Source organism: Saccharothrix sp. S26 (genome assembly GCF_021390395.1).
In the GTDB taxonomy this organism is placed as follows: domain Bacteria; phylum Actinomycetota; class Actinomycetes; order Mycobacteriales; family Pseudonocardiaceae; genus Actinosynnema.
Genome location: NZ_JAJUWT010000006.1, coordinates 23,287 through 45,741, shown reverse-complemented (window position 1 = coordinate 45,741; position 22,455 = coordinate 23,287). Strand labels below are relative to the sequence as shown.

Annotated in this window: 18 protein-coding genes; 9 read left to right on the top strand and 9 right to left on the bottom strand. The window is 71.1% G+C overall.

Going from position 1 to position 22,455, the window contains the following annotated elements; genetic code table 11:
- The first annotated feature begins 4 nt into the window (after positions 1-4).
- From asnB to LZG04_RS10805, 4 genes are all read left to right on the top strand, one after another.
- Positions 5-1,786 (top strand): asparagine synthase (glutamine-hydrolyzing), encoded by a 1,782-nt coding sequence (asnB, locus tag LZG04_RS10820; RefSeq protein ID WP_233815698.1) that lies wholly within the window; start codon positions 5-7, stop codon positions 1,784-1,786.
- Positions 1,786-2,784 (top strand): PrpF domain-containing protein, encoded by a 999-nt coding sequence (locus tag LZG04_RS10815; protein ID WP_233815697.1) that lies wholly within the window; start codon positions 1,786-1,788, stop codon positions 2,782-2,784. Before asnB ends, LZG04_RS10815 begins: the two co-directional genes overlap by 1 nt.
- An 11-nt stretch (positions 2,785-2,795) precedes the next feature.
- Positions 2,796-4,169 carry a dihydroorotase family protein gene (locus LZG04_RS10810; RefSeq protein ID WP_233815696.1) on the top strand — a complete coding sequence of 458 codons (1,374 nt, stop codon included), beginning with the start codon at positions 2,796-2,798 and terminating at the stop codon, positions 4,167-4,169.
- A 331-nt stretch (positions 4,170-4,500) separates the two neighbouring features.
- The gene (locus LZG04_RS10805; protein WP_233815695.1) at positions 4,501-5,856 is read left to right on the top strand and encodes a serine hydrolase; all 1,356 of its coding nucleotides are present in this window, start codon (positions 4,501-4,503) and stop codon (positions 5,854-5,856) included.
- Between the two features lie 39 nt (positions 5,857-5,895).
- Here the strand turns inward: LZG04_RS10805 and LZG04_RS10800 are convergent, their stop codons facing one another.
- From LZG04_RS10800 to LZG04_RS10785, 4 genes are read right to left on the bottom strand one after another with little or no spacing between them, the layout of a single operon-like run.
- On the bottom strand, positions 5,896-6,918 hold the full coding sequence (locus tag LZG04_RS10800; protein WP_233815694.1) for a GNAT family N-acetyltransferase: 1,023 nt from the start codon (positions 6,916-6,918) through the stop codon (positions 5,896-5,898).
- On the bottom strand, positions 6,915-7,832 hold the full coding sequence (locus LZG04_RS10795; RefSeq protein WP_233815693.1) for a hypothetical protein: 918 nt from the start codon (positions 7,830-7,832) through the stop codon (positions 6,915-6,917). The genes LZG04_RS10800 and LZG04_RS10795 overlap by 4 nt, the downstream gene beginning before the upstream one ends.
- Positions 7,829-8,419 carry a hypothetical protein gene (locus LZG04_RS10790; RefSeq protein ID WP_233815692.1) on the bottom strand — a complete coding sequence of 197 codons (591 nt, stop codon included), beginning with the start codon at positions 8,417-8,419 and terminating at the stop codon, positions 7,829-7,831. Before LZG04_RS10790 ends, LZG04_RS10795 begins: the two co-directional genes overlap by 4 nt.
- Positions 8,416-8,577 carry a hypothetical protein gene (locus tag LZG04_RS10785; RefSeq protein WP_233815691.1) on the bottom strand — a complete coding sequence of 54 codons (162 nt, stop codon included), beginning with the start codon at positions 8,575-8,577 and terminating at the stop codon, positions 8,416-8,418. Before LZG04_RS10785 ends, LZG04_RS10790 begins: the two co-directional genes overlap by 4 nt.
- Positions 8,578-8,749: 172 nt before the next feature.
- On the opposite strand from LZG04_RS10785, the gene LZG04_RS10780 reads away from it, so the two are divergent.
- Entirely contained in the window at positions 8,750-11,824 is a 3,075-nt protein-coding gene (locus tag LZG04_RS10780; protein ID WP_233815690.1) for a BTAD domain-containing putative transcriptional regulator, read from the top strand.
- A gap of 41 nt (positions 11,825-11,865) precedes the next feature.
- On the opposite strand, the gene LZG04_RS10775 is transcribed toward LZG04_RS10780, so the two are convergent.
- The 3 genes from LZG04_RS10775 to LZG04_RS10765 form a co-directional block, all read right to left on the bottom strand.
- Positions 11,866-14,820 carry an amidohydrolase family protein gene (locus LZG04_RS10775; RefSeq protein ID WP_233815689.1) on the bottom strand — a complete coding sequence of 985 codons (2,955 nt, stop codon included), beginning with the start codon at positions 14,818-14,820 and terminating at the stop codon, positions 11,866-11,868.
- 925 nt (positions 14,821-15,745) lie between these two features.
- Positions 15,746-15,997 (bottom strand): hypothetical protein, encoded by a 252-nt coding sequence (locus LZG04_RS10770; RefSeq protein ID WP_233815688.1) that lies wholly within the window; start codon positions 15,995-15,997, stop codon positions 15,746-15,748.
- A gap of 114 nt (positions 15,998-16,111) precedes the next feature.
- Positions 16,112-16,561, bottom strand: a complete 450-nt coding sequence (locus LZG04_RS10765) for a helix-turn-helix domain-containing protein (RefSeq protein ID WP_233815687.1) — start codon at positions 16,559-16,561, stop codon at positions 16,112-16,114.
- Between the two features lie 524 nt (positions 16,562-17,085).
- On the opposite strand from LZG04_RS10765, the gene LZG04_RS10755 reads away from it, so the two are divergent.
- The 3 genes from LZG04_RS10755 to LZG04_RS10745 all read left to right on the top strand — a co-directional run bounded on the left by LZG04_RS10755 (position 17,086) and on the right by LZG04_RS10745 (position 19,026).
- Positions 17,086-17,865 (top strand): (2Fe-2S)-binding protein, encoded by a 780-nt coding sequence (locus LZG04_RS10755; RefSeq protein WP_233815686.1) that lies wholly within the window; start codon positions 17,086-17,088, stop codon positions 17,863-17,865.
- A 26-nt stretch (positions 17,866-17,891) separates the two neighbouring features.
- The gene (locus LZG04_RS10750; RefSeq protein ID WP_233815685.1) at positions 17,892-18,323 is read left to right on the top strand and encodes a GNAT family N-acetyltransferase; all 432 of its coding nucleotides are present in this window, start codon (positions 17,892-17,894) and stop codon (positions 18,321-18,323) included.
- Positions 18,324-18,492: 169 nt separating this feature from the next.
- Entirely contained in the window at positions 18,493-19,026 is a 534-nt protein-coding gene (locus LZG04_RS10745) for a class I SAM-dependent methyltransferase (protein ID WP_233815684.1), read from the top strand.
- Here LZG04_RS10745 and LZG04_RS10740 read toward each other — a convergent pair.
- Positions 19,004-20,215, bottom strand: a complete 1,212-nt coding sequence (locus LZG04_RS10740; protein WP_233815683.1) for a cytochrome P450 — start codon at positions 20,213-20,215, stop codon at positions 19,004-19,006. The genes LZG04_RS10745 and LZG04_RS10740 overlap by 23 nt on opposite strands.
- 175 nt (positions 20,216-20,390) lie before the next feature.
- Here LZG04_RS10740 and LZG04_RS10735 point away from each other — a divergent pair, with 175 nt between their 5' ends.
- Complete coding sequence (locus LZG04_RS10735) at positions 20,391-21,128, top strand: class I SAM-dependent methyltransferase (protein WP_233815682.1); 738 nt, start codon at positions 20,391-20,393, stop codon at positions 21,126-21,128.
- A 48-nt stretch (positions 21,129-21,176) separates the two neighbouring features.
- Here LZG04_RS10735 and LZG04_RS10730 read toward each other — a convergent pair whose 3' ends face one another.
- Positions 21,177-22,394, bottom strand: coding sequence for an ABC transporter substrate-binding protein (locus tag LZG04_RS10730; RefSeq protein ID WP_233815681.1), 1,218 nt, complete (start codon positions 22,392-22,394; stop codon positions 21,177-21,179).
- Between the last annotated feature and the right edge of the window lie 61 nt (positions 22,395-22,455).

Here is a 22,455-nt window from a genome sequence, read left to right as displayed (position 1 = left end):
AGCGGTGTGCCGGATCTTCGGTCATCTCAACGGGGGCGTCGACCACAGCCGGTTGGCGGCGGTCGGGCGGGCGTTGCGCCACGGCGGGCCCGACCAACACGGCGTCGTGACGGGAACGACGTGGGCGCTCGGCGCCACCCGACTGGCGGTCGTGGACCCGGCTGGCGGCGAGCAGCCGTACCGGTTGGCCGACCGCGTGCGGGTCGTCTTCAACGGCGAGATCTACAACCACGACGAGTTGCGGGACCGCTTGACGCGCCTGGGCTACCGGTTCGCCGACCGGTGCGACGGCACGATCCTGCCGGCCCTCTACGACCACTACGGGCCGTCCTTCACCGACCACCTCGACGGCATGTACGCCATCGCCGTGCTGGACCTGCGGCGCGAACCGACCCTGGTGCTCGCCTCCGACGAGTCCGGCATGAAGCCCTTGTACTACCACTGGGACGGGCGCGGTGGCTGCTCGTTCGCCTCGGAGATCCCCGCGCTGCGACTGCTGGCGGGTGTCGGCGTCGCGTCGTCCCTCGCCCTGGACTCGTACCTGACCACTAAAGCGGTGTTCGGCGGGCGCACCGCCTACGAGGACATCGCCGTGCTGGAGCCGGCCACGACGCTGGTGGTCTCCACCACCGGCCTCAGCCGGTTCGACCGCGCACCACGGGGACGCGCCGCCGAGGACGCCGACCTCGATCGGGGAGCGAACCTGGTCCGGCACGCGCTGGACCGCGAGGTGCGGCGGCTGCGGCGGGCCGACGTGCGGGTCACCGCGATCACGAGCGGCGGTCTGGACTCCGGTCTGGTCACCGCGCTGTTGGCCCGGCACGAGCCGCGGCCGCACGGGTTCCACATCGCCTACCGAGGTCGTTGGCCGTTCGACGAACGCGCGTTCGCCCGCGCGGTGGCCGACCGGTCGGGCGTGGAGTTGCACGAGGTGGAGCTCGACCCGGTGCGGCTGCCCGACCTGCTCCCCACCGTGGTGGCCGCGCTCGGCCAGCCGAACGCGGACCCGATCGCGGTGAGCACCTTCGAGCTGTTCCGCGCCGTGCGCGAGGCGGGCTTCACCGTCGCGCTCACCGGTGACGGCGCGGATGAGCTGTTCGGCGGCTACGACCGCACCAGAGCCGCGGTGGCGGCTGGGGACGAGTGGGTCCGCGGCTACCTCGACGCGCTGGCCGCGGTGCCGAGGGACCTGCGCGCCGAGCTCTACAGCGACGACTACCGGCAGCACCTCGCCGATGTGGGCACCGAAGAGGACAGGATCGTCGAGGAGCTGCGCGCCGCCGGACCCGACCGGCTCACCGCGATCACCCGTTTCGAGGTGGCGTCCCGGATGCCCTCCTACCACCTGCGCCGCGTCGACCACCTGAGCATGGCGCACGCGGTGGAGGCGCGACTGCCGTTCCTGCAACCCTCCGTCACCGCACTCGCGAGCGCGCTCCCCGCGGACCTGCGGGTGCGCGACGGGATCGGCAAACGGGTGCTCACCGCCGCCGGGCGCGGTCTGCTGCCCGACGCCGTGCTCTCCCGGCCGAAGCAACCGTTCACCCTGCCCGTCGCCGCCATGCTGACCGCCGGCACGCCGCTGTACGCCTTCGCCCGGGACGTGCTGGCGCCCGACGGGGTCGCCGCCTCCGGGCAGCTCGACCCGCCGGCCGTGACCGGCCTGCTGGACCGGCACGCCACCCGGCCGCGCGCCACCACGGCGATGACGATCTGGGCACTGCTGGTGTTCCAACTCTGGGCCGGTGCGCGGGCGCTCGCGCATCCCCGGGCGGAGGTCGCCTGATGCTGGCGCACGTCCTGCAGGCGGAGGGCAGCCCATGCCCGACGCTGGTGCTACCGGCGGAGGCCCTGCCGTCCGACGAGGCGCGGCTCGTGCCGGCGCTGGCCGCGATCCGTCGGTGGCTGTGCGCGATCGGCGCGGGCCACGTGCTGAAGTTCGCCGTGGTCGGCCGTTCCCGCGTCCCGGGGCACGACCTGGAGTACCGGTTCGTGCAGTGCCTGCCCGGCGATGAGCCGAGGTTCGAGCTGCGGGGCAGTTGCGGGCACTCGGTGCTGGCGGCCGTGGCGGCGAGCGGCGAGCGCGGGTTGGTCCCGCGGTTGCGGCCCGGTTCGCGGGTGCGGGTGGCGGTGCTCAACAACGGCGACTCGATCAGGTGCGGGGTCGACGCCGTCACCGACGGCGCGGTGGTGTTCACCGTCCGGTTCACCCGGCGCGATCGACCCGACCTCGCCGACCTGCTGCTGCTCGGCGAGCCGCGGACGGAGCTCCGGTACGCCGGCGGGAAGGTGTCCGCGTCGGTGGTGTCGATGGGCAACCCCTACCTCTTCGTGGACGCCCGCGAACTGGGGATCGGCTCGACGGCGGCACTGTTCGGCGGCGGCGAGCGGCTGTTCGGCGCCCTGTCGGAGGTCCGCGCGGCAGGCGAACGCCTGCTCGGCTGGCCGCCGGGCGCGTTCCCCAAGGTCGCGGCCCTGCTGCCCGACCAGGACGGTGCGGTCGCCGCCCGGGCGGTCTCGGTGCCGTCGTGGCACCCGACGCTGGCCCTGACGGGCGCGGTGTGCGTCGCGGCGGCGGCCGCGATCCCCGGGACCGTGCCCGCCCTGCTCGGCCGGCCGGTGGACGGCCTGTTGACCGTGACCGGTCCGCTCGGCGCCACCACCGTCGTGTCGTCCGTCGTGGCGGGCCGCCTGGCGTGGGTCAGCGTGTCACCCAAGGTCGTACGCCCCGTCACCGTCCTGCGCATCCCGGTGTTCACCCGCCGCGCGGCGCTCGCAGCTTGAGAGGAATCGAGATGACCCGGTACGACGTACTGGTCCGCGGTGGCACGGTCGTCACCCGGGAGGGGACCACCGCGGCGGACGTGGCCGTGTCCGGTGGCGTGGTCTCCGCACTCCTGCGACCAGGCGCCGACGCAGCGGCGGAGCGGGTGGTCGACGCACGCGACCGATTCGTGTTGCCCGGCCTGATCGACTCCCACGTGCACTTCCGGACCCCCGGACTGACGCACAAGGAGACCTGGGCGACCGGGTCCCGGGCCGCCGTCGCAGGAGGGATCACGACGGTGGTGGACATGCCCAACACCAGGCCGCCGCTCGTCACCCCGGCGGACGCCGCCGCCAAGCACCGGGACATCACCGGCACGAGCCTGGTCGACTACCGGTTCCACGCCGGGGTCGACCCGCGTCGGTTGGAGGCCGTGCTCGACCTGACCCCGCACGACGCCGTGACGGTCAAGGTGTTCCTGTGCGGCCATCACACCGCGCCGGACGTGCTCCGCGATCCCGCGGACCTGGAGCGGCTGTTCGGCCTCGCCGCGCGCGCCGGGCTGGTGCTGGTGTGCCACGCCGAGGACGAGGGGGTCTTCGCCCTGCTCGACGCCTGGCGCGGCGCACCGGAGCGGTCGGCTCACTACGAGCCGCGCAGACCCCGCACGGCCGCGATCGTCGCGGTCGCCCGCCTCGTCGAGCTGGCCCGGCGGCACGACACCCGCGTGCACGTCCTGCACGTGTCGAGCCGCGAAGAGGTCGACCTGCTCGTCGCCGCCGCTGACGCGGGCATCCCCGTTACCTTCGAGGTCACCGCCCACCACCTGACCTTCACCGACTCCGACACGGTCCGCGTCGGCACCCGGCTCTGGCTGCGCCCCGCCATTCGCGACGACGCCGACCGCGACACGTTGTGGCGGGCCGTGGTCGACGGCCACGCCTTCACCGTCGGCAGCGACCACGCGCCCCACACCCGGGCGGAGAAGGCGCTGCCCGGCGCCGAGGCGCCCCCTGGGTTGCCGGGCGTCCAGGAGCTGCTGCCCGCCCTGTGGACGGGTCTGCGGCGACACCGGGGCCTGTCGGTGGACACGGCCCTGGCCGTGGTGCGGCGGGTGCTCGCGGAGAACCCGGCGCGGCTGTGCGGCTTGGCGCGGCGCAAGGGTTCTGTCGAGGTGGGCAAGGACGCCGACCTCGTCGTCTTCGACCCGCACCGGACCCGGACGTTCACCGCGGCGGAGGTGCACGCGCTGTGCGGGTGGTCGGCCTACGAGGGGCGTGAATTCGACGGCGGCGTCGACGTGGTGCTGCGACGCGGTGAGGTCGTCCACGAACACGGGCGGTTCGGCAGTCCGTCGGGGGTGTGGCTGGACGCCGCCGCGCCGGAGCGGCGGGACGGGTGAGGGGCGTGGCGCGCACCGCACCGGTCGAGACCACGACCGGGTCCTGCGAGATGCCCGCGGTCGGGTGGGGCGGGCATCCGGTGGACCGGTCCGGCTCGGCCCTGACGTGCCGGCGGACAGTACGCCGAGACCCCGGCCAACGGCGCGGCGGTTGGGCCTTCCGGGACGACGCCCTGGGGTACGGGGAGGTGGGACGTCCTGCCGGCGGGACACCTCGGCGGTCCGCGCACGGGTGCGGCCCGGCGCCGCAGCCCGGCTGTGGCCGCGCATGCCGGAGGAAGGTCGCGGTGGAGTGCGGTGCCGGTGACCGCGTCGCCCGGAGGTCCCGTTGATGAGCCGAGCGCACGCCTCCGCCGAATGGCTGACCGGGGCGTTGCCCGGCCTGCTGGAGCGGCACCACGTGCCCGGTGCCCAGGTGGCGGTGCTGGTGGGAGACCGGATCGCGGGTGCCGCAGCCGGGGTGCTGAACACCGCGACGGGCGTGCCGGTCACCGGTGACGCGCTGTTCCAGATCGGCTCGATCACCAAGGTGTGGACGGCGACCCTGGTGCAGCAGCTCGTCAACGAGGGGGTGCTCGACCTGGACCGGCCTGTGCGCGGTTACCTGGCCGACTTCCGCCTCGCCGACCGCTGCGCCGAGGCCACCGTGACCACCAGGCAGTTGCTGTGCCACACCGGGGGTTTCGAGGGGGACCTGTTCACCGACACCGGTACCGGCGACGACGCCGTCGAGAAGTACGTGGCCGCTCTCGCGCACGCCGCTCAGGTGTTCCCTCCCGGTGAGCGCTTCTCGTACTGCAACAGCGGCTACGTGGTGCTCGGCCGCCTGGTCGAGGTGCTGCGCGGAAAGCCGTTCAACGCGGTGCTCCGCGAGCGGCTGATCGCACCGTTGGGGCTGTCGGACGTCGCGACGTCGGTCGGCGAGGCGATCCTGAAACGCCCGGCCGTGGGTCACTTCCGGTCCACATCGGACGGCCGGGTCCAGCCGGTGAGGGTGTGGTCGATGGTGGCATCCACCGCTCCAGCCGGCGCACTGCTCGCGATGAGCGCTCAGGACCTGCTCGGCTTCGTGCGGATGCACCTGGGGTGCGCCGAGTTCGACGGGATGCGGGAACCCCAGGTCGCGGTCCCCGACCTGGGGATGACCAGCGGCCACTGGGCACTGGGGTGGGCCTTGCCCGACTACCGCGGACCACTCGTGCTCGGCCACACGGGCAGGACGGCCGGGCAGCGCGCGTTCCTCCGCGTGGTGCCCGACGCGGGTGTCGCCGTGGCGATGCTGACCAACGGCGGGGACGTGTACCCGGTGTTCACCGAGGTGTTCGGTCACCTGCTCGGGGAACTGGCCGGGGTGGTTCAACCGGCCTTGCCCGTTCCTCCGGAAGATCGGCGACCCGTCGACGCCGACCGGATCACGGGGACGTACCGGTCGCCCGTCGCCGACAACGCGGTGCACGTCGACGCGGACGGACGGGCCTGGCTGCGCGTCTCGCCCCACAACGCACCCGCCGAACCGGACGCCTTCACCGCGGACCCGGTGGAAGTGGTCCCGCTGGGGCCGGACTCGTTGATCACGGTGGCGCCGGTGGAAGGGGCGCACTCCGTGATGGGCCTCATCGACGAGGACGGCACCGGCCGTGTCCGGTTCCTGCACACGAGCCGCGTGATCCCCCGCGTGCAGGAGTGAGCACGTGATCCGGCACCCCGTCATGGGGGGGAACGCCGCTCACCTCCCCGCGAGCTCGGCCTCCAGTTCGAAGAGGTCGCGGTTGACGGCGATCATGGTCCGGACCGTCGTGTACCCCAACCGGTGGTTGACCCGGATCATGTGCGCGTTGCCGGCGCCGGTCGTCGTGTAGATCCGGTCCAGGTCTGGGCGGTCTTCCAGCAACCAGCGGATCAGGTGCGCCTTGATGCACCGCCCGAGCCCATGCCCCCGGTGCGCCGGCAACACCGCCGTGTCGCGCTGGAAGCCCCAGAACGGACGGTGGGGGTGCAGCTCGAGTTCGGTCAGCCCGGCCACTTCGCCGGTGTCCTCGTGCACGGCGACGACCGCTCTCAGCTCGATGTTGTTCTGCCGCAGCTCGGCCTCGCGTGCCCGGATCCTCTCCGCGGTCCACTCGGGCTCTTGATAGGCCAGATCCCCCACAGGCGCGTCGTGCATGGCGTTGCGAGCAGCGGCGAACGACGCGACGAGGTCATCGGGCGCGGTGCCCGCCCAGCGCCGCAACCGGTAGCCCGCGGGCAGGTCGTCTCGCCACAGGGCGCTGTCGGTTTCGGGGATCACCAAAGCTTGCATGAGCACCGTGTGGACGACCAGGAACTTCAGCGATTCCGCCCACCGCTCGCCGTCGCTGCCCTTGGTGATCTGCCAGGTCTCGACGAGGCGTCGGCCGCGGGCGCGCAGCTCCGGGATGACGGCTCTCAGGATCGCGGTGCCGACCCCCTTGCGGCGTGCCCGAGGGTGGACGATGACCTCCGTCAGCCCGATGTGGCTGCTCTCCTCCTCCAGGAAGTAGACGATCGCGAGCCCCACGACCTCACCGCGCAGGCGGGCCACCCAGTAGACCACCGGTCCGAAGCCGACGAACGGGTTCTTCAAACGGCCCAGCACGTCCTCGTACGACAAGCGGGGCTCATCAGGCCGGTCGGTCTCCTGCCTCGCCAGCATCACCTCGTAGTACCCGCGGAGATCACCCTCCGCGGCGTGCGCTGGGTCGAACGGCTCGACCTCGACACGTGCTGTCACGAGCGGCTCCTTTGCTCGGTCGCGACGCTCGGCTGATCAGCCCGCCGCAGGGGTGTCGCGGACGCGAAGCTGATGATCAGCAGCGCGATCATGACCATGCCGAAGCTCATCAAGCTCATCAGGAACATGATGCCCAGGTGAAGGCCGCAGCCGAGCACCAGTGCGATCAGCCGGTGCTTCCGCCGGCCAAGGATCAACAGCGCGATCGCCACCTGGGCACCGATCACCGACCACGAGAGGACGGCGACGAACCAGTACGAGTTCAACGCCGGTGAGAGCAGCTCGCGGACCGAGGCCGGGAACCCGTACTGGGGGTGGTGCGCCACGATGTTCATGGCGGCGCCATGACGCCACAGGGGATCCATCAGCTTGGCGGTCACCGCGCCGAGGTAGATCAAGCAGAGCTGCCCGCGCAGACCCAGGTGAGCGGCGAACGCGCTGCCGCGCCACGACGGCGCGAGCGGACGGAGAACGGGCCGCCACTGCGACACCCGGTCGTCGCCGAGGCAGATCGGGACGAGCAGCATCGTGGCGACCTGCGCGATGGTGTCCCCGCCGTTCGCCATGTCCATCGCCGCAGCGAGGCTGAACGAGACGTACCAGTGCGGCACGCAGGTCCACTTCGGGCTGAACCCGACCAGCACGAGCACCAGCACCGCGACTGCGAGGACCCGGCTGACCAGCAGGCCGGACTCGGTCGGTCCCATCACGCACCACAGCGAGGCCGCGCGGACACCCGCGCACCGCATGCCGTCCGGCAGTTCCGCGGTGCGGACGAAGAGCACGGAATCCGAGCTGAAGAGGATGGTGAGGAGGCCGGCGGCGGCCAGCAGGCTCCGGCCGACCGCCAGAGGCACCCCTCGTGGTTCGGCCCGGTTGATCGCGTGGACGGCACTTCGCGCCCACGTGCTCATGTCTTGCACTCGAGGTCCACGAAGGCAATGCGGTACACCTGCCTGGGCCGCGCCGGCAGTCGGCGAGCAGCCGGCGTCGACGGGCGTTCGACCGCGATCGCGAGCTGCCCGCACAGGACCGGGTGCTGGGACCTGTTCTCCGCCCGGTACGGCTTCACGCCCTTCCACAGCTCGCCGCAATCGGCAGCCTCTGACGCGTCACACGCGATCCAGTGTTGGTCGGGTATCCGGCGAGCGACCGCGCGCAGCTCCACCGACTCCGCGTACCCGGCCCGGCTCAGGCCCCACGACCACGCGCCCCATCGCCGGCGTTCGGTCAGTGGGCCCAGCCGTGGGCTACCGGGCACCACCCGGTAGCCCACGAGCAGGTCCCTGTCCAGATCCACGAAGAACGTCCAGCGCTGCGGCCACACTTCCAGGTAGCCCTGCAGTCGATCACGCAGCCCGGCCACGTCCAGCGCGGCCACCCACGTGATCACGAGGCTCGTCACCAGCACAGTCGCCGTCAAGGCGAATCCGTGCAGGCTCCGCGCGTCGTCCCCCTCTGGATGATCGCTCGTTCGACGAGCAGCGTCCTCGCGGCTCACGTGCCCTGACTGCACACTTCCTGGCCCGTGCCCTGGTTCACCACGCTGTTGTCCGCGTACGGTTCGCCGGCCCCTTCGGCGGACGAACCGCCCGCCGTCACCACCACGACGAACAACGCCGCGGACAACGCGAACCCCACCGATAACGCCTTCTTCATTGTTCCCCCGTTAATGCAGTCGTCGACTACGCGCTGTGAGCCCGGCTGCACCGGCGAGCCCTTCCGACCTTCACCACTATGGCAGCATGGATTGCCTGTGGGCCATCGGCTTACTACTCACCGCGCACACGTGTCTTCGGTCGACCGAGTCGGACCAAGGGGTGTAGTCACATTGGACTTCCGGATCCTGGGACCTCTGGAGGTGCGCTCCAGCGGAAGCCCGGTTCGCGTCGGCGGGCCAAGGCAACAGCGGCTCCTGGCGCTGCTGCTGCTGGCCGTCAACCGGGTCCTCCCGGTCGAGCGCCTCGTCGGTGAACTCTGGGACGTCCCTCCGCAGTCGGCCCGCCAACAGGTCCACAACGCCGTCGCCGGCCTTCGGCGCACGCTGTCCGCGCACACCACGGATGTGCGCATCAGGTGGCTTGAGGTCGGCTACCGGCTCGACGCCTCGACCGAGTCGATCGACGTGAATCAGTTCCTGAGCCTCCTGCGCGAGGCTCGGCAGGCGAAGGACCGGGGGGAGCCGGCGGAGGCGGTAGCCGTGCTGCGCGCCGCGCTGGACATCTGGCGGGGAGACGTGCTGGCCGGGCTCGGCGGCGCGACGATCGAGAACGCGGCCGCGAGGCTGCACGAGCAACGACTCGGCGCCATCGAGGACTTGATGTCCCTGCGCCTGCGGGCCGGCGAGACCGGTTCGGTGGTCGGCGAGCTCCGACAGCTCGTCACCGAGCACCCGCTGCGCGACTCCCTGCGCATCAGCTTGATGGAGGCGCTCCACCGCAGCGGGCGACAGGCTGACGCGCTGGCGGTGTACGACGAGGGCAGGAGAATGCTGGCCGAGGACCTCGGGCTCGACCCCGGTCCGGAGCTCCAGCAGGTGCACGCCGACGTGCTGCGCGGCACCGTGGAACCCACCCCGGCTCCGACCGGGCTCGAGGACCGCTCATCCCGCTGGCGAGACGCCAGGTCGTACCTCCCCCACGACACCAGCGACTTCTCCGGGCGGTCCGCGGAACTCCTGCGGTTGCGCGCCGCCACGAGCAGCACGTCGCCCACCGCGATCACGATCTCCGCTGTCGACGGCATGGGAGGGGTCGGCAAGACGACCCTCGCGGTCCACTTGGCACACGAGGTCGCATCGGACTACCCGGACGGCCGTTACTTCGTCGACCTGCGCGGCTTCACCGCCGGGATGAGCCCGGTGCCCCCGGAGCAGGCGTTGGACATGCTGCTCGGCGCCAGCGGGGTGTCACCCGAACTCATACCGTCCAGCGTGGACAGTCGGAGTGCGCTCTGGCGCTCGCGAGTGGCCGGACAGCGAATATTGTTGATCATCGACAACGCGATCAACGCCGCGCACGTGCGCCCGTTGCTACCGGGAACCGCGGGCGCGCTCGTGCTGGTCACGAGCCGCAGGAAGCTCACGGCGCTGGAAGGCGCACTGCCGATGTCCCTCGACGTGCTGCCACCCGAAGACGCGATCAGCCTCTTCGAGAAGATCGCGGGAACGAAACGCGTGGCGGCGGAACCGGACGCCGTCGCCACCGCCGTCGAGTTGTGCGGACGCCTGCCGCTGGCCATCCGGATCGCCGCGGCACGCCTGCGGGATCGCACGGGGTGGACCGTGGCGGAGCTGGTGAACCGGCTGCGAAACCACGCGCAGCGCGTCAGGCTCCTCGAAGTCGACGACCGCGGTGTCATGGCGGCGCTCAGGGTGTCCTACCGCTACCTGTCCCCGGCGCAGCAGCGGTTGTTCCGGCTGCTCAGCCTCCACCCCGGCGCCGACTTCGACGCTTGCGGCGCCGCCGCCCTCGTGGGCCTGCCGTTGGATGAGGCCGAGCAGCACCTCGACTCGCTGTTCGACGACAACCTGCTGAAGCAGAACACCGCCGGGCGCTTCCACTTCCACGACCTGATCCGGGACTGCTCACGCCAGTTGCTCACCGAGGAGGACGACAGCGGTGAGCAGCGAGCCGCTCTCGGCCGGCTCCTCGACTACTACCTGCACGCCGCGCACACGTGGTGCCGGCACCACTACAACGCCATCTACCGCGACCCACCTCAAGTCGACCAGGTGCCCAAGCACGTCCCGGTGGTGTCCACCCCCCAACAGGCCGTCGAGGTCCTCAACGCGGAGTACGGCAACCTCACCGCGGTCGCGCTGTTCGCCGCGGACAACGGCTGGCACCGGCACGCCTGGCAGCTGGTCTGCGCTCTGCAACCGATGCTCAAACTGCACAACTACGGTGGGCAGTCGTACGAGTTGTTCCGAAGCGGGGCACGGGCTGCCCGCGCGTCCGGCGACGTGCGCGGCGAGTCCGCCTGCTTGCAAGGGCTGGCCGCCGTCTGCCGAGACCACAGGTCCATCGCCGAAGCCCGAGAACACGTCGAACGGGCACTCCGGTTGAGCAGGCAGATCGGGGCCACCGACAACGAGACGGCGCAGCTGATCGACCTCGGCAACCTGTTCCTGCACGAAGATCGGCTCCAGGAAGCCAGGAACATCTTCCACCAAGCCGAACCCCTGACCGCACGGGCGTCGAACACGTTCCTGAGCCTCGCGGTGGCGAACAACCTGGGTGTCATCTGCCGGGACCTGGGAGACTTCACACAGGCGCTGCACCACCTCCGACGGGCAGAGACACTGCTCACCGCCGAGGATGCGCGGTCGGCACAGTTCATCTCGTGGTGCATCGGGTCGGTTCTGCACGCCATGGGAGCGCACGAAGATGCTCGGCGGGAGTTCACGCGTGGTTTGGAGATGAGCAGGGCCTCCGGGAGTTCCCACGGTGAAGCGTTCGCGCGGCAAGGCCTGTGCGGGGTCAACCGATCGCTGGGCAACCTCACCGAGTCACTCGACCAGGGTCGGCGAGCGCTGACCACAGCCCGACGGTTCGAACTGCGCGTCGTCGAGTGCGAAGTGATGAACTGCCTCGGGGAGACCGCCCTCGCCATGGGGGACTCCGACCGTGCCGAGCGGACGTTCGAACTGGCGGTGGAGGTCGCTGACCGGTTCGGTATCGCTCGCTACCGCGCACGTGCGCTGGAAGGCTTGGCGCACGTGGCGTTCACCCTCGGTCGGCTGTCAGAGGCTCGGCGGTACTGGGAACAGGCGATCAGCACCTACCCGGACGGTATGGTCGACGTGGAGTACGCACGCCGCCACCTGGCGGCTCTCGACGACAGGGCGATCGTCTGCTTCCGTTGCGAGGTGGCGAGCGTGCCACCGGTCGATCCCCGGAGCTGATCAGCGGCACGGCGTCGGACCGGTCCGACGCCGTGCCGGTGTCACACCTCCCCGCAGCACACGTGTGCCGCCCATTCCGGTTGGTGCCACCAGTGCTCGGGATCTGCGTCGGTGTGGTCGTGCGGGCGGGAACCGCCTTGGACTGCGGGTTGCGGCGTGCGGAACGGGGCGAGGAGGTCCTCGACGCGGTGCACGGTTCCGCCGACCGCGACTTGGCGAACCGCCGCGGCGGCACGGATGTCCGCCAGCGGGTTGCCCTCGACGAGGGTGATGTCGGCGTATGCGCCCGGCCGCAAGCTGCCCACCTGCCCCGACAGTCCCAGCCACTCCGCCGGGTTGCGGGTGGCCGTGGTCAGAGCTTCCAGCGGGGTGAAGCCGAAGGCGACCATCGCGCGCAGGTTTTGGTGCGTCGCTGTGGCCACGTTGTCGAGGGGAGCGTCCGTGCCGCAGATCACGAGGCCGCCGCCGCGGTGGATCCGCAGCACCATGTCCACCCAGCCCGCGAGGATGTCGCGCGAGTAAGCCGATCCCGGCGTGCCCGCGGCCTCGGCGTCGGCGACGTACCTCTGGTACTCCCATGGCGGGAACAGCACGCGGGTGCGTTCGTCGGTCACCAGGGACTTGTCGTCGGCGTAGAGGGCGCGGGAGTGGAACAGGGTCGGGGTCACCGACATCCCGGAACGGCTGAAGAGTTCCACCACGTCCTGGTAGGCGTGGCCGGTGCGGCTCACCGTGTGCGAGTAGCCGAGCCGGTTGGTGGCGCCCACGTGTTCCATGCCGTCCATGCCGATCGACGCGGCGGGGTACAGGTAGTGCGACGACAGCGGGACACCGGCGCGATGCGCGGCCCGCGCGGTCTCCCGCTGGAGTTCCACGGGCAGCCGCACGTAGGTCTTCACCATGTCGTAGTCGAGTTCGAGCGCCCGCTTCAGCTCCAGGTCGAGCTGCGCGCGCGACAGCGTGGGCCGCATGAAGTTGTAGTAGACGCGGGAGCCGTCGATCGCCTCGCCGGTGCCGTAGAGTCGTGGTCCCACCAGGGTGCCCGCCGTCAGCGCTTCCTTGGTCTCCAGCATCTGGTACACCGGGTCACCGGGCGATCGAGTCGTCGTGATGCCGTAGGCGAGCCACAACCTGCCCTGCCGCGCACCCCACTGGCGGCCGCGCAGGTGCCAGTGGTTGTGGGCGTCGACCAGTCCCGGCATGGCGACGAGGTCGCGCGCGTCCACCACCCGCTCCCCCGCCGCCGCGCGGTGCGGCCGGATCTCCTGGACGCGGCCGTGTTCCACGATGATGTCGACGTCGCGGCGCAGGTCGCGCCTCTCTCCGTCCCACACCGCGCCGGCGTGGATGACGGTGCGGTGCGGCGGTTTCGGCCTGCGCCAGGAGAAGTCGAGACGGATGGTGCGGGGCGGCCCGCCGTCGAGCGGAACCCGGCGCAGCACCCCGTTGCACAGGTGGACCAAGGAGTCCGACCCGCACCACGCCAGGGAGTCGGTCACCTCGCGGGTCACCTGACGCGGTTCACCGACGAACCGGCCCCCGGCGTCGACCGCGACGACCCAGGCGACGCTCTCCACGACGAACGCCAGGTGCCTGCCGTCGGGTGACCACACCGGCCCGTCGTCGCCACGGGTCGCGATCGAGCGGAACGGCATCGGCTCGGTGTAGCGGAGCTCGCCGCTCGCCAGGTGCACGGTCAAGATCTGGCTGGTGCCCTCGCGGAAACGCCGGGAGAACGGCTTGACCGCGGCGAGCGCGAGCACGGTGCCGTCGGCCGACCAGGTGGGTCTACCGGGTTGGAAGAGCGTGGGCGTGACCTGCTCGTGGGTTCCGATGGCGATGTCGACGACCCACACCGCGCCGTCCTGGTCCACGTACGCGACACGCTTGCCGTCCGGGGAGAACCGCGGCAACGTCTGGGCACCCGCGAACGCGCCGCCCAGTGCCGAGTCGTCGCCGGTCACCAGGTCGTGCAAGCGCAGCGCGGGAACACCTTGCCGGTCGCTGGAGTACACGATGGACTTACCGTCCGGCGCGAAGTCGGGGTCGGAGTCGAAGAACGCGCCGTCGGTGAGCCTGCGGGGCTTGCCGCCCGTGATCGGGACGACGTGGACTGCGTTGAGCGCCCGGAACGCGATCTGCCGCCCGTCCGGTGACACGACGGGGCTCGCGATGCCCCGCACCGGGCCGCGCTCGAGTTCGCGCAGAGGATGCCGTGGTTCCCGGCGGGTGATCGGCACGGTGGCGCGGAACGGGATTCCCCGCACCGTGCCGTCGGGTTCACGGCGGCGGATCCCGCCGTCGGCGGTGTAGAGGACGGACCCGCCGATCCAGGTGGCGGCGAAGCCGAACACGTCCTCGCCGGTGGTGAGCTGCCGGTCGCCCAGGACGAGGTCCGCGCGGTGACCGCGCACGAGGGTGTAGCTCGGCGTGCGTCCGTCCGGTCCGAAGGCGGCACCGTGGACGCGGCCGCCCGCCGGTGCGGTCGCCACCCGGACGCGTTCGGCGGTCGCCACCGTCACGACGTCCACGGCGTTGTCGTTGACAGTGAATATGATCCGCTCGCCGTCCGGGGACCAGCGCGGGGCCGCAGCCTCGTCCGGTGGCCCGGTGAGCGCGGTGAGCTCGCCGGACCGGACTTCGAGCAGCCACACCCCGTAGGAGCCGCCGCGGTCGCTGGTGAAGGCGATGCGCGTGCCGTCCGGCGAGAACGCCGGTTCGCGGTGGTCGAATCGACCGCGGGTGAGCTGCCGCGGCTCACCGCCACCGACGTCGACGACGTAGAGGTGGAAGTTCCCGTCGCGGAAGGACTGGAACGCGATCGACCGGCCGGCCGGCGACCACGACGGCAGCGTGGCGTCCTGGAGGTCTCCGGTCAGCCTGCGAGCCGTGCCACCGCTCGCCGGCAGCACCCAGATCGCGGTCACCAGGTCCGTCGCGAGCCACCGGCCATCCGGCGACACGGCGACCGAGATGTTGGTGCCTTCCCGCAGCACAACCGAGTCACCGGACGCGCCGGCCGGCTCGTCGTCCGACTGCGCCTCCTGTGCCGCCCCCGCGGCTACCGCACTTGTCGCACTGAGCGCAACAGCGATTCGACCGGTTCGTGCCAACACCTCACGGCGCGAAATATCATGGTCCGTCATGCTTGTCGTTCTCCCCCGAACGGTCTGCGTCGTTCACGACACTGCCACAGCGGGCCATGTCGAGAATGGGCCGTTCGCCACAACAGGAACGGCTCCGGATGGGCGCACTGCGCTTTCCCGATAGTTCGGAGTCTTTGATCCTCGCCTGGTTGTTCGGAGTCGGGTTGCTGGATGATCACTCGTCTCAGCAGCCCGGAGAACAGCCCACGATGCCAAGCGGTACTCACCCGAGCTCCGTCGAGATGGCTGGGACCACCAGTGCCGACAACGCCGAACTGGTCACCGCGCGTCGACGGATCGCCGAACTCGATGCCGAGGTCGCCGTCCACCGCCGAACCGCCCGAGGAGAGCAGCACCCCAACAGGCGATACGAGGCGGCCACGGTGATCGCCTCCGAGGTGCGGTCGAGTCAACCGGGGACGTGTGCAGACCGAACTGCTCGACCGCCGCCGACGCCACACCGCACTCGGAATACTCACACCGATCGAGTACGAACTCCGACACGCCAGGATCGCTCCAGTAGCCTGAACTCCAGCAACCCGACTCCGTCAAACGGGGCGAGGATCAGGTTGTCCGTCAAAACGGGTCAAGTCCGACTCATCTGTACCCCAGCATGGCGAGCACATGGCACGGTCGAGTGACAGACCCGACCGCGGCGGTGCGTACCAACCCGATCACGTGCACTTCGCCGGTAGGCTGACCGGGTCCGATGCTGGGCGCTGATCTCCCACGAGGGCCGGTTCCGTTGACCGTGCATGCGCCGTCGGCGACGCCGTCACCCACCGTGGCCGTTGTCACCGGAATGGCTGGGCTGCGGAGACACTGACATGGGCGGGTCGCCGATCGGTCCCACGGCGGAACCGAGGGTCCACGCGGCGGCCGCCACCAGCACCAGCACGACGCCGAAGGCGGCCAGCTTCGCCATCGGGGTCAAGCGGGCGACCAGGTCGCCGACACCGCCCCTGCCGACCACCCAGCCGCAGCCCGCGACGAGGATCAGCGCGAGCACACCGGCGACGACCGCCATCACGAACACCCCGCTGCCTCAGCAACCCTTGCCACGCAGGAAGAGTACCGGGTACCGGCACGGTTTCGCGGCACGCAGCACCGGTGATCGCGTGGAACGCGACGCTGATCGACATCACTGTCGGGTGGGTGGGCGGAAGGTCTGTCGGTAGCGCTGAGGGCTGGTGTGCAGTTCGCGGTCGAAGTGGGTGCGCAGGGCGTTGGCGGAGCCGTGACCGCTGCGCTCGGCGACGACGGGGATGGGCAGGTCGGTGGTCTCCAGCAGTTCGCGGGCGACGTTCAGGCGTCGTCCGGCCAGCCAGTGCAGCGGCGTGGTGCCGGTCTGCTCGCGGAAGCGGCGGCTGAGGCTGCGGGTGCTGAGGTTGGCGTGCCGGGCGATGTCGGAGAGGGTGAGCGGTTCGGTGGCGTGCTCGTGCATCCAGGCCAGGGTGGCGGAGAGGGAGCCGTCGCCGGTGGTGGGCGGCGGAGGTGGGATGAACTGGGCCTGGTCGCCGTCACGGCTGGGTGCCATGACGACGGCGCGGGCGGCGTTCGCGGCGACGGCGGCGCCGTGGTCGCGGCGCACGAGGTGCAGGCACAGGTCCAGGCCGGCGGCGACGCCCGCGGAGGTGAAGGTGCGCCCGTCGCCGAGGTAGAGGGCGCCGGCGTCGACCTCGATGTCGGGGTGGCGGCGGGCCAGCTCCGCCGCGGCGGCCCAGTGGGTGGTGGCGCGACGGCCGCCCAGCAGGCCGGCTTCGCCCTTGACGTAGGCGGCGTGGTGCTTGCTGTGGTGCAGCTCCAGGAATCTCGCCCGTGATCGCGGGTTCGAGCGCCGCGTAGTCGTAGGGCAGGTCCGGCAGCACGTACTGGCTCATCAGCTCTCCGAGAACTCCGTGGTGGCTTGTTGTCGCTTTCCAGCAAGAGCAACTTCCTGGCAACTGCGACACGTGACCTACGTCGCGGGAACCGACAGCGGTTCTTGGACGACCACCTGTGCAAGGGCCTTCCACGTTGAGCCCGACGCAGGACGGCGGTGGGGACCAGGCACGGTCGCCACCGCCCACCACACGCCGCCACCGGTCCCCGCACCACTCACTTCCGGAGGCACTCGTGGGTCCACTGATGTTGTCGCTGCCCGAACCAGGGGACGGCCACCTCGACCGCACCGGCTTGGACAGGTTCACCCCACCGGCCGGGCAGCGCCCGATCCGGCGTGCCGACCCGGACGCCGTCGCCGCGGCCCTGGCCTCGGTGGCGATGACGAGCCCGTACTTCACCGTCGAGGAGGACCGCACCGGCGAGCCGCTGCGCTCGTTCCACGACAGCCCCGCCGTCCTTGTCGAGGCCGTGCGACGGGTCGGCGCGCACTTCGGGGCGACCGAGGCGCGCGTCGCCGCCTCGACGTTCCAGTTCCTGGTGGCGGCCGGGCTGTGGTCGGTCGCCCTCGGCGCGCTGGCCCACGGTGGTGTCGTGCCCGACCTGCGCCGGGTGCGGTGCAGGGTCGGCGAGGACGCCTCCGTGCGGCTGTCCCTGCCCGAGCCCGGCGGCTGGACCACCGGCAGCGATCCCACGCCGGTGCTGCTGCGAGCCGTCGTCGAGGAGCACCTGCGGCCGTTGCACGCCGGATTGCGCGCCGTGGTCAAAGTCGCCGACGGGCTGCTGTGGGGCAACGCCGCCGCGGCCGTGCGCAGTGCCCTGCGCCCGCTGCCCGCCGAACTCTCCGATCTGGGCGACCGGCTGCTGAGCGCACCGCCGCTGCGCGGCGCGCTGTCCCCCGACGGCACCCGCCGCAGCTGCTGCCTGTTCTACCGCACGCCCGACGGTCACACGTGCCGCGCCTGCCCGCTCACGGGGGCCGCTGTCACGAGGCACCAGGGACACCACGCCTGACGGGTGGTGTGGTGGAGGATGTCGGGGTGTTCGTTCACCGGCTGACCGCTGCGGATCACGGGTTGCTCGACGTCGCGGTCCGGAGGTTCCGCGGCATCGTGGTCGAGGATCACGCACCGTTCCTGGAGGATCCGGCGACGGTCGCGTTCGTGGCGCTGGAAGACGGTGACGTGGCCGGGTGGGTGCGGGGCTGTCGGCAGCGCCATGTCGGTGGTTACTCGCAGGTGCAGTTGTACGAGATCGGCGTCGCCGAGCCGGCACGCAGACATGGGATCGGACGCGCCCTGCTGACGGCGTTCCGGGACCACGCGGTCCGGGAGGGCCACAGCAAGATGTGGTTGTTCACCGACGAGGACAACCATCCCGCGAAGGCGCTGTACGAAGCATGCGGCGGACGGCCTTCGCCCCACGCCGACGCGGGGTACTGGTGGCTGCTTGACAGCGGTGCGGTCCGGTAGCGGCCGCTGACGTCAACCGTGTTCGGGACGGCTGTCAGGTGGTGATCGGCGGCCTCGGCCGCCGAGCCGCCGCAGGTGGCCACCGAGCACGCCTTAACCCCCTGCGGCGACCGTCGCGGCACGGCTGAATGCGTGGTGCCACAGCGCGATGTGTCGGCACCATGCCCTGATGCGCGCCCACACCGACCGCCCGGCCGTGCTCGCCTTGGCGGGTGACCTCACCGGGTTACGCGTCCTCGACATCGGGTGCGGTGCCGGGCACTACATCGCCGAGTTGCGCACACGGGGCGCGGCCGAGGTCTTCGGTGTCGATGGCGGCGACACGCTGCTCGGTCACGCGCGCGAGCACATCAAGGACCACCCGGCGGTGACGCTGCGCCGCCACGACCTGGAAGAGCCGCCGGCGTTCCTCGACGACGGCTCGTTCGGCCTGGTCGTGATGGCCTTGGTGCACCACCACGTCGAAGCACGCCGCGAGTTGCTCGCCGAGGCGCACCGCGTGCTCCGACCGGGCGGCGTCCTGCTGGTGTCCACGACCCATCCCGCCGCCGACCGGACCTGGCACGGTGGGTCGTACTTCGACGAGGAGCGCGTCGTCGAACCGCAGGCCACCGAGGAGGCCCGGCACATCGACGAGCGGTGGTACCGCAAGACCCGGCACACGCCGTTCTTCCTCGCCGTCAGGATGCGGAAGACCAGGTGACGGGAAGCCGGTCCAGGCCGCGCGCCATCCGGCCGTGCCGCCAGGACAGCTCGTCCTCGCCGACCGCGAGGCGCAGGGTCGGGAAGCGGCGCACCAGGGAGCCGATGGCCACGCGCAGCTCGGCCTTGGCCAGTTGCGCGGCGACGCAGTAGTGCGGGCCGAACCCGAACGCCAGGTGGGGGTTCGGCCTGCGGGTGACGTCGAGTTCGTCGGGGCGGTCGAAGACCCGTCCGTCGCGGTTGGCGGCGTCGAGCTGCACCATCACCGCGTCACCGGCGCGGACGAGCACTCCGCCGAGTTCGACGTCCTCCAGCGCGATCCGGGTGAACCCCGCCGAGGTGACCAGGGGGTTGAAGCGCAGCAGTTCGTCCACGGCACGGTCGATCAGCGCCGGGTCGGCGCGCAGCGCGCCGAGTTGGCCGGGGTGGGTGAGCAGGGTGTGGATGCCGTTGCCGAGTTCGCTGGTCGTCGTCTCCAGTCCCGCGTAGAGCAGGGTCACGCCCAGCACGACCAACTCGTCCTCGCTGAGCCGGCCGTCGCCGTCCCGCGCTTCGACCAGCGCGCCGAGCAGGTCGTCACTTGGCTCACGGCGGCGCGCGGCGACCAGACCGGCCACGTAGTCCTTCAACGCGGCGAACGCGGCGTGGATCTCCTCGCTGGAGAACGCGGTGGTGGCCAGGGCGACGTCGATCCAGCCCGCGAACTCCTCCCGGTCGGCCACCGGCACGCCCAGCATCTGGCAGATGACGGCGACGGGCACCGGCACCGCGAAGCCGGAGATCAGGTCGGCGGGCGGCCCCTGCTCCTCGATCCGGTCGAGCAGCTCGTCGGTGACGTGCTGGGCGTGCTCGGCCAGGTGCCCGATCCGCCGGGGGCTGAACGCGGCGGCGACCAGGCGGCGCAGCCGGGTGTGCTCGGGCGGGTCCACCGTGTGCAGCGTCGCGTCGGTGTGCCTGCGGGGCGAAGCTCGGGGCACATCTCGGTCCAGCAGCGCGGCCCGGCTGAACCTGGGATCGCTGAGCACCGTGCGGACGTCGGCGTGCCGCACGGCCAGCCAAGCGTCGCCTCCGTAGGGCAACGAGATGCGGCTGAGCGGTTCGTGGTCCCGAAGGTGGGAGTACTCGGGTTCCAGCTCGAGTCCGGTCGGCTCGCGGAAGGGGTAGGCGCGGGCTGCCTGTGTCGGTCGCATCGGTGTCCCCCATCCCGAGAGCCGGCTCGTCACCACCAGTGGTCGGCTCGATGCACCGGAGAGTTCCCGCGGATCCGGCCTGGGCTCCCCGGTGTCGGGAACCAGCGGGCCTTCGCCGACGACCATTGGACTGGAGCGGTGCTATTCCGCACGAGGACGAAGCGGCTGGAGCGGCATGGGCTGGTATGAGGATGACGACCTCTGGGTGGGGTTCGCCGAGGTGATGTTCCCGCCGCGCCGTGCGGCGGAGGCGGAACGCCTGGTTGCCACCTCGCCGTTGCTTGAGGTCGCCCCCGGCGACCGGGTGCTGGACCTGGCGTGCGGCCCGGCGACCCACATCGTGCCGCTGGCCCGGCGCGGGGCGGTGGTAACCGGGGTGGACCTGAGCGAGGCGATGCTCGCGCGGGCCCGCGTGGCGTGCACGGCGGCGGAGGTCGAGGCGCGGCTGGTGCGGGCGGACATGCGCGAGCACGTCGAACGGGCCGCGTACGACCTGGTGATCAACATGTACACGTCGTTCGGCTACTTCACCGACCCCGGTGAGAACCTGGCGGTGCTGCGCAACGCCCACGCCAGCCTCGTCCCCGGTGGGCGGCTGCTGGTCGACGTGATGGGCAAGGAGGTCTTCGCCGGGTGGGTCGGGCGCCCGCAGGCGGTGGACGTCGGCGGCGGCACGGTGTTCATGCGCGACACCGTCCTGGACGACTGGACGCGCCTGCGCAGCGATTGGACCTGGGTGCGCGGGGACGAGGTGCGGCGCACGTCGCTCTACTCGACCCTTTACAGCGCCGCCGAGCTGCGGGCGCTGTTCGAGGAGGTCGGGTTCACCGATGTGGAGTGCTTCGGCGATTTCGACTGCTCCCCCTACGACAACCACGCACGTCGGCTGATCGTCCGGGGCACCCGCGCTTGAGACGACGAGCCGGGGCCGCCGGGCGCGGTGCCCGGCGGCCCCGGGGCCTCAGGAGGCGCGGGCGAAGCACGTGCCCTTGGCGCCGGGGAACAGGTCGGGTGCGAGTCCGATGGCGAAGTCGCGGATGAGCACGTCGACGTCGAGGTAGGTCTTGGCGCGGCACTCCTCGAAGTTGTCGTCGACCCCGGCGATGAAGTCGTTCTCCCGGAAGGGTCGGAACTGGTTCGTGCGCGGGTCGGCGGTCAGCGTGTCGCGGACCATCTTCATCGGGTCGTAGACGATGAAGAAGTCGGCGTCGGCCGCGGTACCGACCGCTTTCTCGAAGTCGTAGGGCTGCCCGTTGGGCGCCGGGTTGTCGGGTGCGAAGACGTTGTCCACCCCCAGTTGGGTGAGCAGGCGGCCTACGAGGGTTTCCGCGCCGTGGCCGTGGAGGAACTCGCAGCCGCGTTCCGGGGCGATGCAGAGGTAGCCCGCCCTGCGCTTGTCGATCTTGCCGGAGACGGTGGAGACGACCTGGTCGTACTTGGCCTTGATGGCGTCGAACTCGGTGTTGGCGGCGGCTTCGGCGTTGTAGAACGCCGCCACCATCTTGATCCACTCGGCGGAGGCCAGGGCGTGGCGCTCCAACCGGTTGGACACGCTCACCCCGGGCATCCCGGCGGCGCGGGCGTTGCTGATGTCGTCGAAGCCCTTGCCGAACCCGGACATGAAGATGGCCTGGTTCTTCAGGCCGAGCACGGCTTCCTTGTTCAGGTCGGTGTACTCGCCGATCGACATCGGCTTCCCGGCGGCCTCGGCCACCCCGGCGTACCACTTGTCCTTCTCGGCGTTGCCCAGCAATTGACCGCTCAGCCCGGTGATGCTCTTGTTCTTGCCCAGGCGGTCGACCATGGCGAGTGCGTTGAACGAGGTGACCGACACGTTGGTGACCGGGACCTGCACGACCAGCGCGCCTTCGAGGTCGCCGGTGGCCTCCGGTTGGGGTGTGCCGCACTGGTAGAGCACGTACTTCAGCTCGGGACCGGCCGCGTTCTCGGTGTCGGTGAGCGTGATCGTCTTGTAGGAGTCGTGGTAGCTGATCTTCCACAACTCCGACTCGGTGACGGTGCTCTTGTCGGGGAAGTAGTCCCGGCCTTCGGCGTAGTCGGTGACGCAGTCCTGCGCGCCTGCCTGGCCGCCCGACGCGCCGGGACTCGATCCCCCGCAGCCGGCCAGGGCGAGGGGCAGCGCGAGCAGCGCGACGGCCGAGCGGATGAGTGTGTTCACGGTGGCGCTCTCCTGCTGGTACGTGGTGGGTCCGGTGGTGGAGACGGGTGTCGGCCGGTGG